Source organism: Xanthomonas sp. LF06-19, assembly GCF_034105425.1.
Classification (GTDB): domain Bacteria; phylum Pseudomonadota; class Gammaproteobacteria; order Xanthomonadales; family Xanthomonadaceae; genus Xanthomonas_A; species Xanthomonas_A sontii.
This window is the reverse complement of the sequence record NZ_JAXGGH010000003.1, coordinates 375567-391531: the sequence shown is the minus strand read 5'-3', so window position 1 is coordinate 391531 and position 15965 is coordinate 375567. Positions and strand designations below refer to the sequence as shown.

General features: G+C 69.5%; 10 protein-coding genes and 1 riboswitch. Of the genes, 6 read left to right on the top strand and 4 right to left on the bottom strand.

All coding sequences use genetic code 11. The features are described from left to right. Window positions 1-169: 169 nt before the first annotated feature. The 3 genes from SLW55_RS08660 to ilvC are packed head-to-tail and all read right to left on the bottom strand — an operon-like array spanning window position 170 to window position 3174. Window positions 170-418 (bottom strand): ACT domain-containing protein, encoded by a 249-nt coding sequence (locus SLW55_RS08660; RefSeq protein WP_017910519.1) that lies wholly within the window; start codon window positions 416-418, stop codon window positions 170-172. Further along, on the bottom strand, window positions 402-2123 hold the full coding sequence (gene ilvG / locus SLW55_RS08655; RefSeq protein WP_267122059.1) for an acetolactate synthase 2 catalytic subunit: 1722 nt from the start codon (window positions 2121-2123) through the stop codon (window positions 402-404). Before ilvG ends, SLW55_RS08660 begins: the two co-directional genes overlap by 17 nt. A gap of 43 nt (window positions 2124-2166) precedes the next feature. Then, a complete protein-coding gene (gene ilvC, locus SLW55_RS08650; protein ID WP_010343386.1) occupies window positions 2167-3174 on the bottom strand; it encodes a ketol-acid reductoisomerase in 1008 nt (335 codons plus the stop codon). Window positions 3175-3664: 490 nt separating this feature from the next. On the opposite strand from ilvC, the gene ggt reads away from it, so the two are divergent. Continuing rightward, window positions 3665-5386, top strand: coding sequence for a gamma-glutamyltransferase (gene ggt / locus SLW55_RS08645; protein ID WP_017910517.1), 1722 nt, complete (start codon window positions 3665-3667; stop codon window positions 5384-5386). A gap of 22 nt (window positions 5387-5408) precedes the next feature. Here ggt and SLW55_RS08640 read toward each other — a convergent pair whose 3' ends face one another. Further along, complete coding sequence (locus SLW55_RS08640) at window positions 5409-6980, bottom strand: BCCT family transporter (protein ID WP_320744956.1); 1572 nt, start codon at window positions 6978-6980, stop codon at window positions 5409-5411. 367 nt (window positions 6981-7347) lie between these two features. Between SLW55_RS08640 and SLW55_RS08635 the strand changes: the two genes are divergently transcribed. The 5 genes from SLW55_RS08635 (at window position 7348) to SLW55_RS08615 (ending at window position 15916) form a co-directional block, all read left to right on the top strand. After that, window positions 7348-9204, top strand: a complete 1857-nt coding sequence (locus SLW55_RS08635; RefSeq protein ID WP_320744997.1) for a methyl-accepting chemotaxis protein — start codon at window positions 7348-7350, stop codon at window positions 9202-9204. A 212-nt stretch (window positions 9205-9416) separates the two neighbouring features. Further along, a riboswitch (TPP riboswitch) is annotated at window positions 9417-9517 on the top strand. A 111-nt stretch (window positions 9518-9628) separates the two neighbouring features. After that, the gene (gene thiC, locus SLW55_RS08630) at window positions 9629-11506 is read left to right on the top strand and encodes a phosphomethylpyrimidine synthase ThiC (RefSeq protein WP_320744955.1); all 1878 of its coding nucleotides are present in this window, start codon (window positions 9629-9631) and stop codon (window positions 11504-11506) included. Window positions 11507-11655: 149 nt separating this feature from the next. Beyond that, on the top strand, window positions 11656-12321 hold the full coding sequence (locus SLW55_RS08625; RefSeq protein WP_017910513.1) for an ion channel: 666 nt from the start codon (window positions 11656-11658) through the stop codon (window positions 12319-12321). Between the two features lie 262 nt (window positions 12322-12583). Then, the gene (locus SLW55_RS08620) at window positions 12584-14899 is read left to right on the top strand and encodes a winged helix-turn-helix domain-containing protein (protein ID WP_320744954.1); all 2316 of its coding nucleotides are present in this window, start codon (window positions 12584-12586) and stop codon (window positions 14897-14899) included. Window positions 14900-15019: 120 nt separating this feature from the next. Next, window positions 15020-15916, top strand: coding sequence for a helix-turn-helix transcriptional regulator (locus SLW55_RS08615; protein WP_026144680.1), 897 nt, complete (start codon window positions 15020-15022; stop codon window positions 15914-15916). Window positions 15917-15965: the final 49 nt, after the last annotated feature.

Here is a 15965-nt window from a genome sequence, read left to right as displayed (position 1 = left end):
GACCCGCGGCCCGGGACCCGGGACCCGGGAAAAGCGGGTTCCCGGAGAAGCGACCTCCATGGAAGAAGACACCTCCGCGCAGTCCTGGCTTTCGCGCGTCTCGCGCTGCGCCCGACGCCCGCGGCGACCGCCACCGGTCCCGAGTCCCGGGCCCCGGGTCCCGACCGCCTCATACCACCCCATCCAGCGCGGTCACGCGCACCGATTCGCAGTCGTACACCTTCTCCATCTGCAGGCGCAGGGTCTCGCCGGGGCGGTTGCCGTCCACCACCAGTTGCAGGTGCCAGCGGCCGGCGTCCTCGGCCACCGGTGCGCCGCTGATCGAGATCGGCGCGAAGCCGCGGCGTTCGGCCATGCCGATCGCGCGCAGCAGGGCGCCGTCGATCGGTTTCAGCACCAGGTCAAGCTGGTAACGCATGTGTCGTCTCCTGGCGCTGGGCAGCGGGATTGCTTTCCAGCATGGTGCTGTTGGCGGTATTCGGCGGCACCAGTGGCCACACGTTGGCGCGCGCGTCGATGGCCACGTGCAGCAGCGCCGGGCCCGGCTGCGCCAGCAGCTCGGCCAGCGCGTCGTCGACCTGGCCGCGCGCGGTGATGCGCTTGGCCGGGATGCCGAACACCTGCGCCAGCGCGGCGAAATCCGGGTTGTCGGACAGGTCGATCTCGCTGTAGCGCTCGGCGAAGAACAGTTCCTGCCACTGCCGCACCATGCCCAGCGAGCTGTTGTCCAGCAGCACGATCTTCACCGGCAGCTTGCAGCGGGCGATGGTGACCAGCTCCTGCACGTTCATCATGAAGCTGCCGTCGCCGCTGACCAGCACCACGGTGCGGTCGGGGCAGGCGAACTGCGCGCCCATCGCCGCCGGCAGGCCGAAGCCCATCGTGCCCAGCGCGCCGCTGGTCAGGTGGTTGCGCGGGTGGTTGAAGCGGCAGTGCTGGGCGACCCACATCTGGTGCTGGCCGACGTCGCAGGCGATCACGGTGTCGGCCGGGGCCAGTTCGCTCAGCCGCTTCAGCAGGCCGGGCGCATAGATGTCCTGCCCGGGCGCGTCGTAGCGCGCGCCGAACTTCTCGCGATGGCCGACGCAGCGGGCGTGCCAGGCCTCGCAGGTGCTGGTCGCCGCGGACAGCGCACGCAGCGCCTGCGCCACGTCGCCGGGCACGGCGATGTCGGCCTGGCGCAGCTTGGAGATCTCGCAGGCGTCGGCGTCCAGGTGGATGACCCGCGCGAACGGCGCGAACTCGGCCAGCTTGCCGGTGGCACGGTCGTCGAAGCGCGCGCCGACCACGATCAGCAGATCCGACTCCTGCACCGCCATGTTGGCGGCGCGGGTGCCGTGCATGCCGAGCATGCCCAGGTAATGCGGGTGCGCGTGCGGCAATGCGCCCAGGCCGCGCAGGGTCAGCACGGTGGGGATGCGGGTGGCGTCGACGAACGCGCGGAACGCGTCCACCGCATCGCCCAGGGCAATGCCGCCGCCGCCGTAGATCACCGGCTTCTCGGCGCCGGCGATCGCCGCCAGCGCCTCGGCCAGCACCGCGTCCTGCGGCGCCGGCGGGGTCGGCACCGCCGCCGGCACGTGCGCGGGCAGATGCGTGGCATCGGCCAGCTGCACGTCCTTGGGCAGGTCGATCAGCACCGGCCCCGGCCGCCCTTCGCGGGCGATGCGGAACGCGTCGCGCAGCACCTGCGGCAGGTCGTCCACGTGCCGCACCAGGAAGCTGTGCTTGACGATCGGCAGGGTTAGGCCGAACACGTCCAGCTCCTGGAACGCGTCGGTGCCCAGCAGCGGCGTGGCGACCTGCCCGGTCAGGCAGATCATCGGCACCGAGTCGAGCATCGCATCGGCGATGCCGGTGACCAGGTTGGATGCGCCCGGGCCGGATGTGGCGACGCACACGCCGACCCGTCCGCTGGCGCGGGCGTAGCCGTTGGCGGCCAGCGCCGCGCCCTGTTCGTGGCGGACCAGGATGTGCTTGAGCTGGCTGTCTACCAGCGCGTCGTAGAACGGCATGATGGTGCCGCCCGGATAGCCGAACAGCGTGTCCACGCCTTCGGCTTCCAGGGCCTGCGTCAGCCAGCGCGCGCCGTTGCGGGGCGTGCCGTGAGCGGAGGAGTTCATACGGTGGCGACCTTTCGGTGGAAGCGGGTGGGGGAGCCGCGGATTACGCGGCCTTGGTGCCGCCGGCGGCCGGTGCGGCAGCGGCGTCGCCGTTGAGCCACACCATCTTGGCGCGCAGCTGCTTGCCGACCGTTTCGATGGGGTGGTCCAGATCGGCCTGCTTGAACTTCTTGTAGTTCGGCAGGCCGGCGTCGTATTCGGCCACCCAGTTCTTGGTGAAGGTGCCGTTCTGGATGTCGGTCAGCACGTCGCGCATGCGCTCCTTGGTCGCCGCGTCGATCACCCGCGGGCCGCTGACGTAGTCGCCGTACTGCGCGGTCTCGGAGACGAACTCGAGCATGCGGGTGATGCCGCCTTCGTAGAACAGGTCGACGATCAGCTTCAGTTCGTGCAGCACTTCGTAGTAGGCGATTTCCGGCTGGTAGCCGGCTTCCACCAGCACTTCGAAGCCGGCCTGCACCAGCGACGAGGCGCCGCCGCACAGCACCGCCTGCTCGCCGAACAGATCGGTCTCGGTCTCTTCCTTGAAGGTGGTCTTGATCAGGTTGGCGCGCGCGCCGCCCAGGCCGGCGGCGTACTCCAGCGCGAATTGCTCGGCCTTGCCGCTCTTGTCCTGGTACACCGCCCAGATGCACGGCACGCCGCGGCCGATCTCGTACTCGCGCCGCACCAGCGCGCCCGGGCCCTTCGGCGCGACCAGCACCACGTCCAGGTCGGCGCGCGGCTTGATCATGTCGAAGTGCACGTTCAGGCCGTGCGCGAACAGCAGGCAGGCGCCCTGCTTCATGTTCGGCGCCAGCACTTCTTCGTACAGCTTCTTCTGCACCATGTCCGGGGTCAGCACCGCGACCAGGTCGGCGTCCTTGACCGCCTCGGCGGGGCTCTTCACCACGAAGCCGTCGGCCTGCGCCTTGGCTTCGGTCGGGCCGCCGGCACGCAGGCCGATGGTGACGTCAAAGCCGGACTCGCGCAGGTTCAGCGCGTGCGCGCGGCCCTGGCTGCCGTAACCGACGATGGCGATCTTGGTGGTGGGCTGGGCGGAACTGGTCATTGTGCGGATGTCCTTGAACGGTGTTGGAGTGGAGAGGGGTCTTGCATTCGTGGTCACTGAAACGAAAAACCCCGCGCCGTTGCCGGTGCGGGGTCTGATCGAATCCTGGCTGCTTGTCGCTTACACGCCGGTTCGTCCCGCACTTGTGGGCGAGGTAATAAGCACGAGTACGAGGAGCGACGCAGCAGCGTCCGCGCGCAACGCGGCGGGCTGGCGGGTCGACTTCGGGCGGGTGTGGCGCTGCAACATGCAGCGAGATAACCATGGGCTTTGCGCGACTGTCAACTGTGTTGCGGGCCTCCGCGGGCGAATGTGCCAAAAGCCGCGCCAGCACTGCATGGTTACGCATGAAACGGAGGTGGGGCAGGCGACGAATGGCGCCAATTGCGCGGAAATCCGGCCTTTGCGATGGCGCGATGTGAGCGCCTGCGCGGCGGCACCCGCCGCACTCGGGTACGGTGGGCGTCCCCTGTTCTCCGGAGAGCCGCGCATGTCCGTTTCGCTTCCTTCCCTGGCGCGCCTGGCGCTCGCGCTGGCACTGGCGACGTCGGTGCCGGCGCAGGCCGCCGACCGCATCACCGGCCAGCCGTTCGCCACGCGCTCGGAAGTGATCGCCCCGCACGCCATGGCCGCCACCTCGCAGCCGCTGGCCACGCAGATCGCACTGGAGACCATGCGTGAGGGCGGCTCGGCGGTGGATGCGGCGATCGCCGCCAATGCCGCGCTGGGGCTGATGGAGCCGACCGGCAACGGCGTCGGTGGCGACCTGTTCGCCATCGTCTGGGATCCGAAGACGCAGAAGCTGTACGGCTACAACGGCTCCGGCCGTTCGCCGAAGGCGCTGACCCTGGCCGAGTTCCAGCGCCGCGGGTTGAAGGAGATCCCGGCCACCGGTCCGCTGCCGGTCTCGGTGCCCGGTGCGGTCGACGGCTGGTTCGCGCTGCACGAACGTTTCGGGCGCAGGACGATGGCGCAGAACCTGGCGCCGGCGATCCGCTACGCCCGCGACGGCCATCCGGTGGCCGAGACCATCGCCTACTACTGGGATCGCTCGGTGCCGCGGCTGTCGCAGTACCCAGGCTTCAAGGAGCAGTTCACCATCGACGGCCACGCCCCGCGCAAGGGCGAGCTGTGGAAGAACCCGAACCTGGCCAACACCCTGCAGCAGATCGCCGACGGCGGCCGCGATGCGTTCTACAAGGGCCCGATCGCGCGCACCATCGATGCCTACTTCAAGGCCAACGGCGGCTTCCTGCGCTACGAGGATCTGGCCAGCCACCACGGCGAATGGGTCGAGCCGGTGTCCACCAACTACCGCGGCTACGACGTGTGGGAACTGCCGCCCAACAGCCAGGGCATCGCCGCGCTGCAGATGCTCAACATCCTGGAGGGCTACGACTTCTCCAAGATCCCGTTCGGCTCGGCCGAGCACGTGCACCTGTTCACCGAAGCGAAGAAGCTGGCTTTCGCCGATCGTGCGCGCTTCTACGCCGACCCGGCGTTCCAGCCGGCGCCGCTGGCGCGGCTGATCTCCAAGGACTACGCCGCGCAGCGGCGCGCGCTGATCTCGATGGACCGCGCGCTGAAGGAAGTGCAGCCGGGCACGCCGAAGCAGTTGGAAGAGGGCGACACCATCTACCTGACCGTCGCCGATGCCGACGGCATGATGGTGTCGCTGATCCAGTCCAACTACCGCGGCATGGGCAGCGGCATGGCGCCGCCGGGGCTGGGCTTCATCCTGCAGGACCGCGGCGAGATGTTCGTGCTGCAGAAGGACCATCCCAACGGCTACGCGCCGGGCAAGCGTCCGTTCCAGACCATCATCCCCGCGTTCGTGACCAAGGACGGCAAGCCGTGGCTGAGCTTCGGGGTGATGGGCGGGGCGATGCAGCCGCAGGGCCACGTGCAGATCCTGATGAACCTGATCGATTTCCACATGAACCTGCAGGAGGCCGGCGACGCGCCGCGGATCCAGCACGATGGCTCCACCGAGCCGACCGGGCAGGCCACGGCGATGCGCGACGGCGGCGAGCTGAACCTGGAAACCGGCTTCGCCTACGACACCATCCGCGAACTGATGCGCAAGGGCCATCGGGTGATCTTCGCCGACGGGCCATACGGCGGTTACCAGGCCATCGCGCGCGACCCGGACAGCGGCGTGTACTACGGCGCGTCGGAAAGCCGCAAGGACGGGCAGGCTGCCGGTTATTGAGGGATGCCGCGCGCGGCGGCGTTCATTCCTGTGCGCGGGGCGCCGCCGCGTCTGCCTCGTCCCGCGCCGCCTGTTCGCGCGCGATCCAGGCCTCGATCATGTGCCTGGCGCGTTGCGCCTGGCGGCGTTGGCGGTTGGACTCGGCATCGAGCACGCGGTACAGCGACACGATCACCAGCACCATCAGCAAGGCGAACGGCAGCGCCGCGATGGTGATCACGCCCTGCAGCGCATCCAGGCCGCCGGCCAGCAACAGCACCGCGGCGATCAGCGCCACCGCCACGCCCCACACCAGCTTGCGCGCCAGCGGCGGGTCGCCGGCCTCGTCGGTGGACATGCTGGCCAGCACCAGCACCGCCGAATCGGCGGAACTGACGAAGAAGATCATCAGCAGCAACAACGCCACGCTCGACAGCAGCAGCGACCCCGGCAGGCTGTCGAACAGGGTGAACAGCACCGTCTCGTAGCCGTTGTGCAGCGCCTGCAGCATGTCCACGTGGCCGAACAGCTGCGACCACAGCGCGGTGCCGCCGAACACCGAGAACCACAGGAAGCCGAGCAGGGTCGGCGCCAGCACCACGCCGACGACGAATTCGCGCACGCTGCGGCCGCGCGAGACGCGGGCGATGAACGCGCCGACGAACGGCGCCCAGGCGATCCACCAGGCCCAGTAGAAGATGGTCCAGTCGGCCACCCAGCGGTCGCCGGAGAACGGCGACATGCGCAGGCTCATCGTCACCAGTTGATTGAGGTAGGCGCCCAGCGTGGTGGTGAAGGTGTCGAAGATGAAGCCGGTGGGGCCGAGCACCAGCACCGCGGCCAGCAGCAGTGCCGCCAGCGCCAGGTTGATGTTGGACAGCCACTTGATGCCGCGTTCCACACCGGTGCTGGTGGACAGCATGTACAGCACGAAGGCCACGCCGATCACCGTCAACTGCAACGGCACCCCGGCGTGCACGCCGAACACGCGCTGCACGCCGGCGGCGATCTGGATGGTGCCGAAGCCCAGGGTGGTCGCCACGCCGACCGCGGTGGCCACCACCGCGGCGATGTTCACGCACTGCCCGATCCAGCCGCGGTGATGGCGGCCGATGACCGGCTGCAGGATGTCGCTGATCAGCCCGCGGCCGTTGCGGTTGTACTGGAACCAGGCCATCGCCAGGCCGATCAGCGCATACACCGCCCAGGGATGCAGGCCCCAGTGGAAGAAGGCGTAGCGCATCGACGCGCGTGCCGCCTGCATGCTCTCCGGCGCCAGCCCCTCCGGCGGTTTGAGGAAATGCGAGATCGGCTCGGCCGCACCCCAGAACACCAGGCCGATGCCCATGCCGGCGGCGAACAACATCGACAGCCAGCTCCCGCGCGAGAAATCCGGCTCGGCGTCTTCGCCGCCGATGCGCAGGTTGCCGAAGCGACCGAACGCCAGGTACAGCAGGAAGCTCAGGGTCAGGAACACGATCAGCAGGTACAGCCAGCCGGCACTGCGGATCACGTCCGTCAGCGCGGTCTGCACCACGTCATTGAAGGGGCCGGGGGCAACGCCGGCGATCAGGACCAGCAGCGCCACCAAGGCGATGGAAATGCGAAACACCATGGGGGCGTGTCTCCAGTCGTGGAACGGATGAGAGGCGCTACGGCCGTCAGACCGACCCACGGCAAACGGGCGGGGAGACGACGCAGCGGGTCTGCACCGGCGTCGCGTCGCGCCCATGGCGTGTGGCCTGCCGCATCGCAGTGCCGGTGCACTGCACGGTCGCGCCACATCGAACGTTTGGCGCCAAATCCAGGAGCGGTCGGGCGTTGCGATGGCCCCATGTTCGCGAAGACGACGTCATGGTCGTGTCGTCGGCAGGTCTGCCGATGCGCATCCCTTGCATGATGGTGATCCCGGTTGGAGCGTGTGTCGCTGCGAGGGCGCGGCAGGAGCCGATACCATGGCCGCAGCACTGAGGAAGACGCCGATGGCCTTGTTCTCACGCAGTCCCGATGCCGACGCCGCGCCCATTGCCGGTTTGCCGGATGCCCCGATCGCGCTGTTGCGGCTGGAGCCCGACGGTCGCGTGAGTGCCGCCAACCGTGCCGCCCTGGACCTGCTGGGCGTCTCGGCCGAAACGCTGCTCGGCGCCGCCAGCGAGGCGGTCTGGGGCTTGCCGCTGTCCGCCCTGGTCGACAGCGAAGGCAGTTGGCAGGCGCCGGGGGGCGATCCCGCGCGCCGCGTGCGCTACCAGCGCGACCGCGATCGTGGCGGTCAAGGCTGGCTGCTGTCGCTGCCGCATCCGGAAACCGCGGCACTGTTGCGCGACGTCGCGCTGCTCGCCGAGGGCCAGCCGCAGGGTGCGACCAGCCCGGCGCTGCAGGCGGTGGCGCAGCGGATCCAGGAGGGCGTGACGGCGCAGGCGCTGCTCGATCGGGTCGGCGAGCGGCTGACCGGCTGCGATCTGGATCTGGGGCTGCACACGCCGCTGTCGGCGCAGGAGGCCGAGGCGATGCCGGGGCGGCGCCTGTCGGCCGGTTTCGGCAACCTGGCCGAGGCGATCCGCCAGGCGGTGGCGCTATCGCTGCAGATCGCCGCCGACGTGCCGCACGTGGTCGCCGAGAACGACGAACTGGCGCGGCAATCGCAGACCCAGCTCGATGCGCTGCAGACGGTGCTCGCCACCACCCGGCAATTGCTGCAGAGCCTGCACGAGATGGATCGCGAACTGCGCGCGGTGATCGCGGTGGCGGCCAGCGCAGACGACAGCGCCCGCCAGGGTGTGGAGGCGGCGCGCATCCTCGGCCAGGCGATGCAGGAGGTGGCGCGGCGTTCGGCGCGCGCCAACCAGGTCATCGAGGTGATCGATGCGGTCGCGTTCCAGACCAACATCCTCTCGATCAACGCCAGCATCGAAGCAGTGCATGCCGGCCCGGCCGGGCGCGGTTTCGCGGTGGTCGCCACCGAAATCCGGCAACTCGCCGAACGCGCTGCCACCGCGGCACGCGACGTGCGCAGCATCATCGGCGAGACCGGCACCGCCCTGCAGGACAGTGCGGCCTCGGCGCAGCGCACCGAGCAGGTGCTGGGCGGCATCGGCGCGTTGCTCGGCCGCGCCAGTGCGGCGATGGAGGCGGTGGCCGGCCGCATCGCCACGCAGAGCGGAGAGATCGGCGGCATCGACCGTGCCATCGAGCACGTGGTCGGACTCAGCCGCAGCAATCTGCAGCACGCCGCGCAGGTGGTGCAGCGCAGCGCCGACCTGGCCGCGGGCAGCGACACCCTGCACGACTGCGTAAATCTGTTCCGGCTGCCCGCCGATCCGATGCGCCAGCCACGGCATGCGCGCGTGCGCGATCTGGCCCAGGCCGCTGCGGTCAGCGTCGGCCTGGCCTTGGAGGCAGCGCTGATGCGCGGGCGCATCGGCGAGGAGGCGCTGTTCTCCACCGAGTACGCGCCGATCCCCGGCATCGACCCGCCCAAGTACCGCACCGCGTTCGATGCGTTGTGCGACGAGCTGTTGCCGCCGCTGCAGGAGCCGCTGCTGGCCGCGCATCCGTGGATCGTGTTCGCGATCTGCGCGAACGTCGACGGCTACGTGCCGACCCACAATCTGCGCTTCAGCCAGCCGCTCAGTGGCGACCGCGCGCGCGACCTGGTCGGCAACCGCAGCAAGCGCATCTTCGCCGACCGGGTCGGCCGCAATGTCGGCCGCCACACCGAGCCCTATCTGCTGCAGGTGTATCGGCGCGATACCGGGCAGATCCTGTTCGACCTGTCGGTGCCGGTGCATGTCCGCGGGCGCCACTGGGGCGGCTTGCGCATGGCCTACATGCTGGACTGAGCCGGCGCGCGCGTTGGCAAAAAAAAGCCGCCGGCAGTGCCGGCGGCGATGAGAGAGAGCTCTGATTCTTGTGCGCGCAGGCTAGGCCGGCCACGTGGCCGCGGTTTGTCGCCGGCGCCGCCGCGTGTGGCGGTGCTGACACATGCGCGCGGCGGCTGTGCCGGCGTTCAGCCGCATCGGTTGGCGGCGAGCGGCGGAAACGGGTCTAATAGCCGCAGAAGCGGGGGTACCGCCGGCGCAGGCCGCGGTTGAGACAGTCCCTTCGAACCTGATCCGGTTGATACCGGCGTAGGGAAGCTTCGCAAGTCCGCTGCGGGCGCGTGCGCGTCCGGGGCAGGCCCGCGCCGCCGCTTCGTCCGAGATGCGAGTCCGCTCGCACCCGTCCCGCTTCCCCTGCGGGTCACTTGAACCAGGACGAACGCCGATGAACGCCGTACCCAATCCGCTGCAGCAGCAGACCGACACCTTGTCCGCGGCGGTGACCCGCCCGATCCCCGGTTCGCGCAAGATCTTCGTGCCGGGCTCGCGCGCCGATCTGCAGGTGCCGATGCGCGAGATCGCGCTGACCCGCACGCCCACCGTGTTCGGCGGCGAGGAAAATGCCCCGATCACCGTCTACGACACGTCCGGGCCGTACACCGACCCGCAGGCGCGGATCGATCTCGGCACCGGCCTGGCGCCGCTGCGCGCCGCCTGGATCGCCGAGCGCGGCGACAGCGTGGCGCTGGCCGGGCTCAGTTCGCAGTTCGGGCGCGCGCGCGAGGACGATGCGCGCCTGCAGGCGGTGCGCTTCCCGGCACGGCGTCTGCCGCGACGCGCCCGCGACGGCGCCAACGTCACCCAGATGCATTACGCACGGCGCGGCATCGTCACCCCGGAAATGGAGTTCGTGGCGATCCGCGAGAACCAGCGCCTGCAGGACCTGCGCGATGCGCAACTGCGCGCGCAGCATCCCGGCGAAGCGTTCGGCGCCGCCATCCCGCGGCAGATCACGCCCGAGTTCGTGCGCGACGAGATCGCCCGCGGCCGCGCCATCCTGCCGTGCAACATCAACCATCCGGAAAGCGAGCCGATGATCATCGGCCGCAACTTCCTGACCAAGATCAACGCCAACATCGGCAACAGCGCGGTCAGTTCCGGCATCGCCGAGGAAGTGGAGAAACTGGTGTGGGCGATCCGATGGGGCGGGGACACGGTGATGGACCTGTCCACCGGCAAGCACATCCACGAGACCCGCGAATGGATCGTGCGCAACTCGCCGGTGCCGATCGGCACCGTGCCGATCTACCAGGCGCTGGAGAAGGTGGATGGCCGCGCCGAGGAACTGACCTGGGAAATCTTCCGCGACACCCTGATCGAGCAGGCCGAACAGGGCGTGGACTACTTCACCATCCATGCCGGCGTGCTGCTGCGCTACGTCCCGCTGACCGCCAAGCGCGTCACCGGCATCGTCTCGCGCGGCGGCTCGATCCTGGCCAAGTGGTGCCTGGCGCATCATCGCGAGAACTTCCTCTACACCCACTTCGAGGACATCTGCGAGATCATGAAGGCCTACGACGTGGCCTTTTCGCTCGGCGACGGCTTGCGCCCGGGTTGCATCGCCGACGCCAACGACGCCGCCCAGTTCGGCGAACTGGAAACGCTGGGCGAACTGACCAGGCTCGCCTGGAAGCACGACGTGCAGACCATGATCGAGGGCCCCGGCCATGTGCCGATGCAATTGATCAAGGAGAACATGGACAAGCAACTGCGCGAGTGCGGCGAGGCGCCGTTCTACACGCTGGGGCCGCTGACCACCGACATCGCGCCCGGCTACGACCACATCACCTCGGCGATCGGCGCGGCGATGATCGGCTGGTTCGGCACCGCGATGCTGTGCTACGTCACGCCGAAGGAGCATCTGGGCCTGCCCAACCGCGCCGACGTGCGCGACGGCATCATGGCCTACAAGATCGCCGCGCACGCCGCGGACCTGGCCAAGGGCCACCCCGGCGCGCAGGTGCGCGACAACGCCTTGTCCAAGGCGCGCTTCGAGTTCCGCTGGGACGACCAGTTCCATCTCGGCCTGGATCCGGAGAAGGCGCGCGAGTTCCACGACGAGACCCTGCCCAAGGACGCGCACAAGCTGGCGCATTTCTGTTCGATGTGCGGACCGCACTTCTGTTCGATGAAGATCACTCAGGACGTGCGCGACTACGCCGCCGAGCACGGGGTCGACGCGGAAGCGGCGCTGCAGGCCGGCATGGCCGAAAAGTCGGCGCAGTTCCTGGCGGCTGGCGCGCAGGTGTACCGCGCCGAGTGAGCGCACGGCGGTCGGCGCCGCAGGGCGCCGCCGCCACTGCCGACATGAACCTGGCCGTGCGTGGGTGTGCGGCGTGCGCCGCGATCATGACGACGGCGTCATGATCGCGCGCGTCTATGATGCGCGCTGGTCGCCACAGGGAATGTCCCATGCTGCGCTATGCGTTCGCGCTGCGTCGCCATCCGTCCGCGCTGTTGCTCGCGGTGCAACTGCTGGGCGTGCTGCTGTATCCCTGGATGGAGGACACCGCGGCCGGGCGCGCGCTGTTCGGCGCCTTCGGCATCGTGGTGCTGGCGCTGGCGTTGTGGGTGGTCAACCGCGGACCCTCGGCGCTGTGGATCGCCTGTTGCCTGGCGCTGCCGTCGGTGGCGCTGTCGATCGCCGCGGCGCTGCTCGGCAATCCGGCGATGACCGCCTGGGCGCAATTGCTGGAAAGCCTGCTGTACTTCTATACCGCCGGCAGCCTGATCGCCTACATGCTGCAGGACCACGTGGTCACTCGCGACGAGCTCTATGCGGCCGGCGCCACCTTCACGCTGCTGGCCTGGGCCTTCGCGTTCGTCTTCGCGGTGTGCCAGCAATGGCTGCCGGGCAGCTTCACCGCGGCCGTGGACGCGGCCTCGCCGCGGACCTGGATGGAATTGCTGTATCTGAGCTTCAGCGTGCTCTCGGGCGTGGGCCTGAGCGATGTCGTGCCAGTGCAGCCGTTCGCCCGCGCGCTGGTGATGATCGAACAGTTCGCCGGCGTGATGTACATCGCCTTGGTGGTGTCGCGACTGATTGGGCTCAGCGTCACACGCCACATGAAGACGTGAACGTGGCGTAAAAAAAGCGCGCCCAGGGGCGCGCAGTCATGGAGCGATTATGTGAATTTCGTCGGCGGAGAGAGAGCCTGAATGCGTCGTCGCGGTTGGCGGCGGCGATGACTAGAGTAGAATTGAGTGACAAGCCGCGCTTGGCGGCATCCGCTGCCTCGTTTTGCCGAGTTTGCTCGTTGGCCTCTGTCACGGGGCCACGCGTGGTCGCGCAGCCGCCGCATTCGCGGCACCTCCCTCACGGCGTTCTTCGTTGTCCAACATGGTTTCCTCATCGTTCTCCACACCGACGCTTCCGCAACGGATGCAGGTGGGCGATTGCCTGGTGCTGCTGTCCTTGCGCGAGGTGCACGCCCCGCGCGCGCGCCGGCCGCAACGGCTCACGCCCAAGGCGATGGGTGTGCTGCGGGTGTTGCTGGCGCAACCGGGTCAGGTGGTGGAGCGCGAGGCGCTGTTGGCGCAGGTCTGGCCGGACACGCAACCGACCAACGATGTGGTGACGCAGGCCATCACCCAATTGCGCAAGGCGTTCGCGGCCGGCGTGCGCGGCGAGGCGCCGGTGTACATCGAGACCCTGGCCAAGACCGGCTACCGCCTGGTGGCACCGGTACAGGCCTTGCCGGATGTCGAGGCCGAGGCGGGCGCGGCGGCGGCTCCATCGCTGGACACGGACGCCGCCACGGAGACGGCTGCGGCGCGTGTTCCCGCCATCGCCCCTGCGGCGCGGCGGCGCGCGCCGTCATGGCTCGCCGCTGCCGCCGGTGCGGCGTCGATGCTGGTGCTGGCGCTGGCCTGCTGGTGGTGGTTCGCGCGCCCCGAGGCCGTGCCCGCCGACAGCGCCGAGCAGGAACGCGTGCTGGGCAGCCCCAAGCGGCCGTACCGGCTGATCACCGCCATGTCCGGGTTCAAGCTGGAGCCGGCGCTGTCTCCGGATGGCGCGCAGGTGGCCTATGCCGCACGCGCCACCGGCAGCGATGGCACCCAACTGCTCATCCAGCCGACCAGCGGTGCCGCCGGCAGTACGCCCCCGCGCTCGCTGGGCGTCCCGGCCCGCGGCGCCTCCGACCGCCTGCCCGCCTGGTCGCCCGACGGCGCGCACATCGCCTTCGCCCGACTCGGTGCCGACCGCCAGTGCCGGGTGATGCTGGTGCAGGCCGACGGGCGCACGCCCGCGCGCGAGGTCGCGCGCTGCGACGACAGCGAATTGCTCAGCTTCGACTGGACGCCGGATGGCCGCGGCCTGGTGTTCGGCAGCATGAACGGGCGTCAGCCGGCGCGCGGCATCCGCGTGCTGGATCTGGGCAGCGGGCGCTGGACGGCGCTGGATTATCCGGTCGCCGCCGGCGATTTCGATTACGCGCCGCGTTACTCGCCGGACGGCAAATGGATCGCCTTCGTGCGTAATCCGCAGATGGGCGGGCTGTGGCGGATGCCGGCGGCCGGCGGCACCGCCGAGCCGTTGACCCACGAATTCGCCGAGATCCGCGGCTGGGACTGGGCGCGCGACGGGCAGGGCATCGTGTTCGGGCGCCGCGTCGATGGCGAGACCCGGCTGTACCGGCTGGACACGCAGACCCGGCGCCTGCGCGACCTGGGCCTGAGCGATGCGCAGGCGCCGCGGCTGGCGCGCGACGGCGGCAGCCTGGCGTTCGTGCACCGGCGTCCGCAGTTCGCCGTGTACCGCATCCGGTCGGGAGCGGCGGATGTGCCGCGCGAGCGCCAGCGGCTGTTCGCGTCCACCGGCCGTGACGGCCAGCCGAGCATCGCGCCCGACGGGCGCCAACTCGCCTTCACCTCCGATCGCGACGGCAGCTACGCGCTGTGGTGGGGCGATGTGCGCCAGCCGACCTCGTTGCGGCTGATCGAGGGCGTGCGGCCGGAGACCCGGCAGCCGCTGGCGTGGTCGGCCGACAGCCAGGCGTTGCTGGTCAGCGGCCGCGATGCGCAGGGGCATTCGGCGATCTATGAGATCCGGCCGCAATCCGGCAGTGTGGCGGCCTTGCCGGTGCCGGCCGGCGAGCCGCTGCAGGCGTTGTACACCGCCGAACCCGGTCAACTGCTGGTCCTGCTGGGCGAGAACGGCCGCACCCGCCTGCAGTTGTACGACCGGCGCGCGGTGCCCTGGCGGCCCTTGGCGACCTTGCCGGATGTTTCCCAGGTCCGTGCCGATCCTGCCACTGGGGAGATCCTGTTCACCCGGCTCGCGCGCAGCGGCCTGTGGCGTGTCGATGCCAGCCTGGACCTGGCCAGCGTGCGTGTCGTGGACGACAGTCTGCCGTCGCTGTGGCGCTACCGCAGCTGGGCGCTGGGCCCCGAGGGTGCGGTGCATTACCTGTTCCAGACCGGCGAATGCGCCAGCCGCATGGCACGGATCGACGGTGGCCTCGCTGCAAGCGTGTGCCTGGACCGCGACCACTTCAGTGCGGTCAACGGCTTCAGCATCGATCCGCGCAGTGGCGACGCCTATGTGGCACTGGCGGTCGAGGATGGCAGCGAGATCGGCTTCATGCGCCTGCACGAGCAGCCGGAATGGTTCTCGACCATCTCGCACAACTGGCTGATCCGGAAGGAAAAATAGGCTTCGTAAGTTGTTCGTAAGGGCGTCGTGGCGATTTCGGACAACTATCGCCAAGACGTCCTGACCTGCCGCCACATTCGGCAAAGACTGCGCACCGGTTTACGTCAAGCAGGTGCTCGGATGCGGCAATCTTTCCTGGTCGATCATGGACAACAACTGGTGCTGGACGCCGACGACGCGCCGGCGGGTCCGGCCTGCCTGGGCGCGGCGCGCCTGGCCAGCGTGCAGGCCTCGGCGAATGCCTTCACGGTCTGGCTGCAGTTGCGTGGCAGCGCCTGGATCGAGGCCAAGGAGGGGCGTTTCGCCCTGCGCCGCGGCCAGTGGCTGGCCTTCGAACGCGACTCGCGGCCGATGCTGCAGACCGACCGCGACGGCCTGTGCATCGGTCTGAGCCTGGATGGCGAGGCGCTGAAGGCCTTGGGCCGGATGGCCGACGAGACCTTGTATGCGGGGCGCGGCGAGTTGTCGCTGCGCGAGACGCGGACCGCCTTGCGCCTGTGGCGACAGGCGGCGGCGCGGCCCGGCGATGCGTTGGCGATGCGGCCGGTGCTGCTGCATCTGGCCTCCATGCAGGGCGAGTTGTCGCGCCGCGTGCAGCGTTGTCCCGGGCGCTCGCGGATGCGCAAGCGCCAGGTGTTCGGGCGCATGCAGCGTGCGCGGCTGTATCTGGACGGCCATCGCGACCGCGTGGTGCGGATCAGCGAACTGGCCGAGCTGACCAACTTCTCCGGCTGGTACCTGTCCAAGACGTTCCAGAGCCTGTACGAGGAAAGCCCGCAGGCGTTGTCGGCGCGCCTGCGCCTGGAGCGCGCGGCGGACCTGTTGCGCGACACCACCATGATGATCGGCGAGGTGGCCGCCGCCAGCGGATTCGACAACTGCTGCAGCTTCGCGCGGGCGTTCCGCGCACGCTTCGGTGTCTCCGCCTCGCAATATCGCCATGGCAGCACCGTGCCGCCAGAATCGGCAAAGTCTGCAGGCGACAGCGGCAAAGCAGCCGCGCTCACCGGAACGTAACGTGCCGAGGGCGTCTTAACACGCCCCTAACGTTACCCTGGAGAGATTG

Coding starts and splice junctions, on each gene's coding strand:
- thiC (WP_320744955.1), top strand. CDS start 9,629: ATGAACGCCGTACCCAATCCGCTGCAGCAGCAGACCGACACCTTGTCC.
- SLW55_RS08620 (WP_320744954.1), top strand. CDS start 12,584: ATGGTTTCCTCATCGTTCTCCACACCGACGCTTCCGCAACGGATGCAG.
- ggt (WP_017910517.1), top strand. CDS start 3,665: ATGTCCGTTTCGCTTCCTTCCCTGGCGCGCCTGGCGCTCGCGCTGGCA.
- SLW55_RS08640 (WP_320744956.1), bottom strand. CDS start 6,980: ATGGTGTTTCGCATTTCCATCGCCTTGGTGGCGCTGCTGGTCCTGATC.
- ilvG (WP_267122059.1), bottom strand. CDS start 2,123: ATGAACTCCTCCGCTCACGGCACGCCCCGCAACGGCGCGCGCTGGCTG.
- SLW55_RS08660 (WP_017910519.1), bottom strand. CDS start 418: ATGCGTTACCAGCTTGACCTGGTGCTGAAACCGATCGACGGCGCCCTG.
- ilvC (WP_010343386.1), bottom strand. CDS start 3,174: ATGACCAGTTCCGCCCAGCCCACCACCAAGATCGCCATCGTCGGTTAC.
- SLW55_RS08615 (WP_026144680.1), top strand. CDS start 15,020: ATGCGGCAATCTTTCCTGGTCGATCATGGACAACAACTGGTGCTGGAC.
- SLW55_RS08625 (WP_017910513.1), top strand. CDS start 11,656: ATGCTGCGCTATGCGTTCGCGCTGCGTCGCCATCCGTCCGCGCTGTTG.
- SLW55_RS08635 (WP_320744997.1), top strand. CDS start 7,348: ATGGCCTTGTTCTCACGCAGTCCCGATGCCGACGCCGCGCCCATTGCC.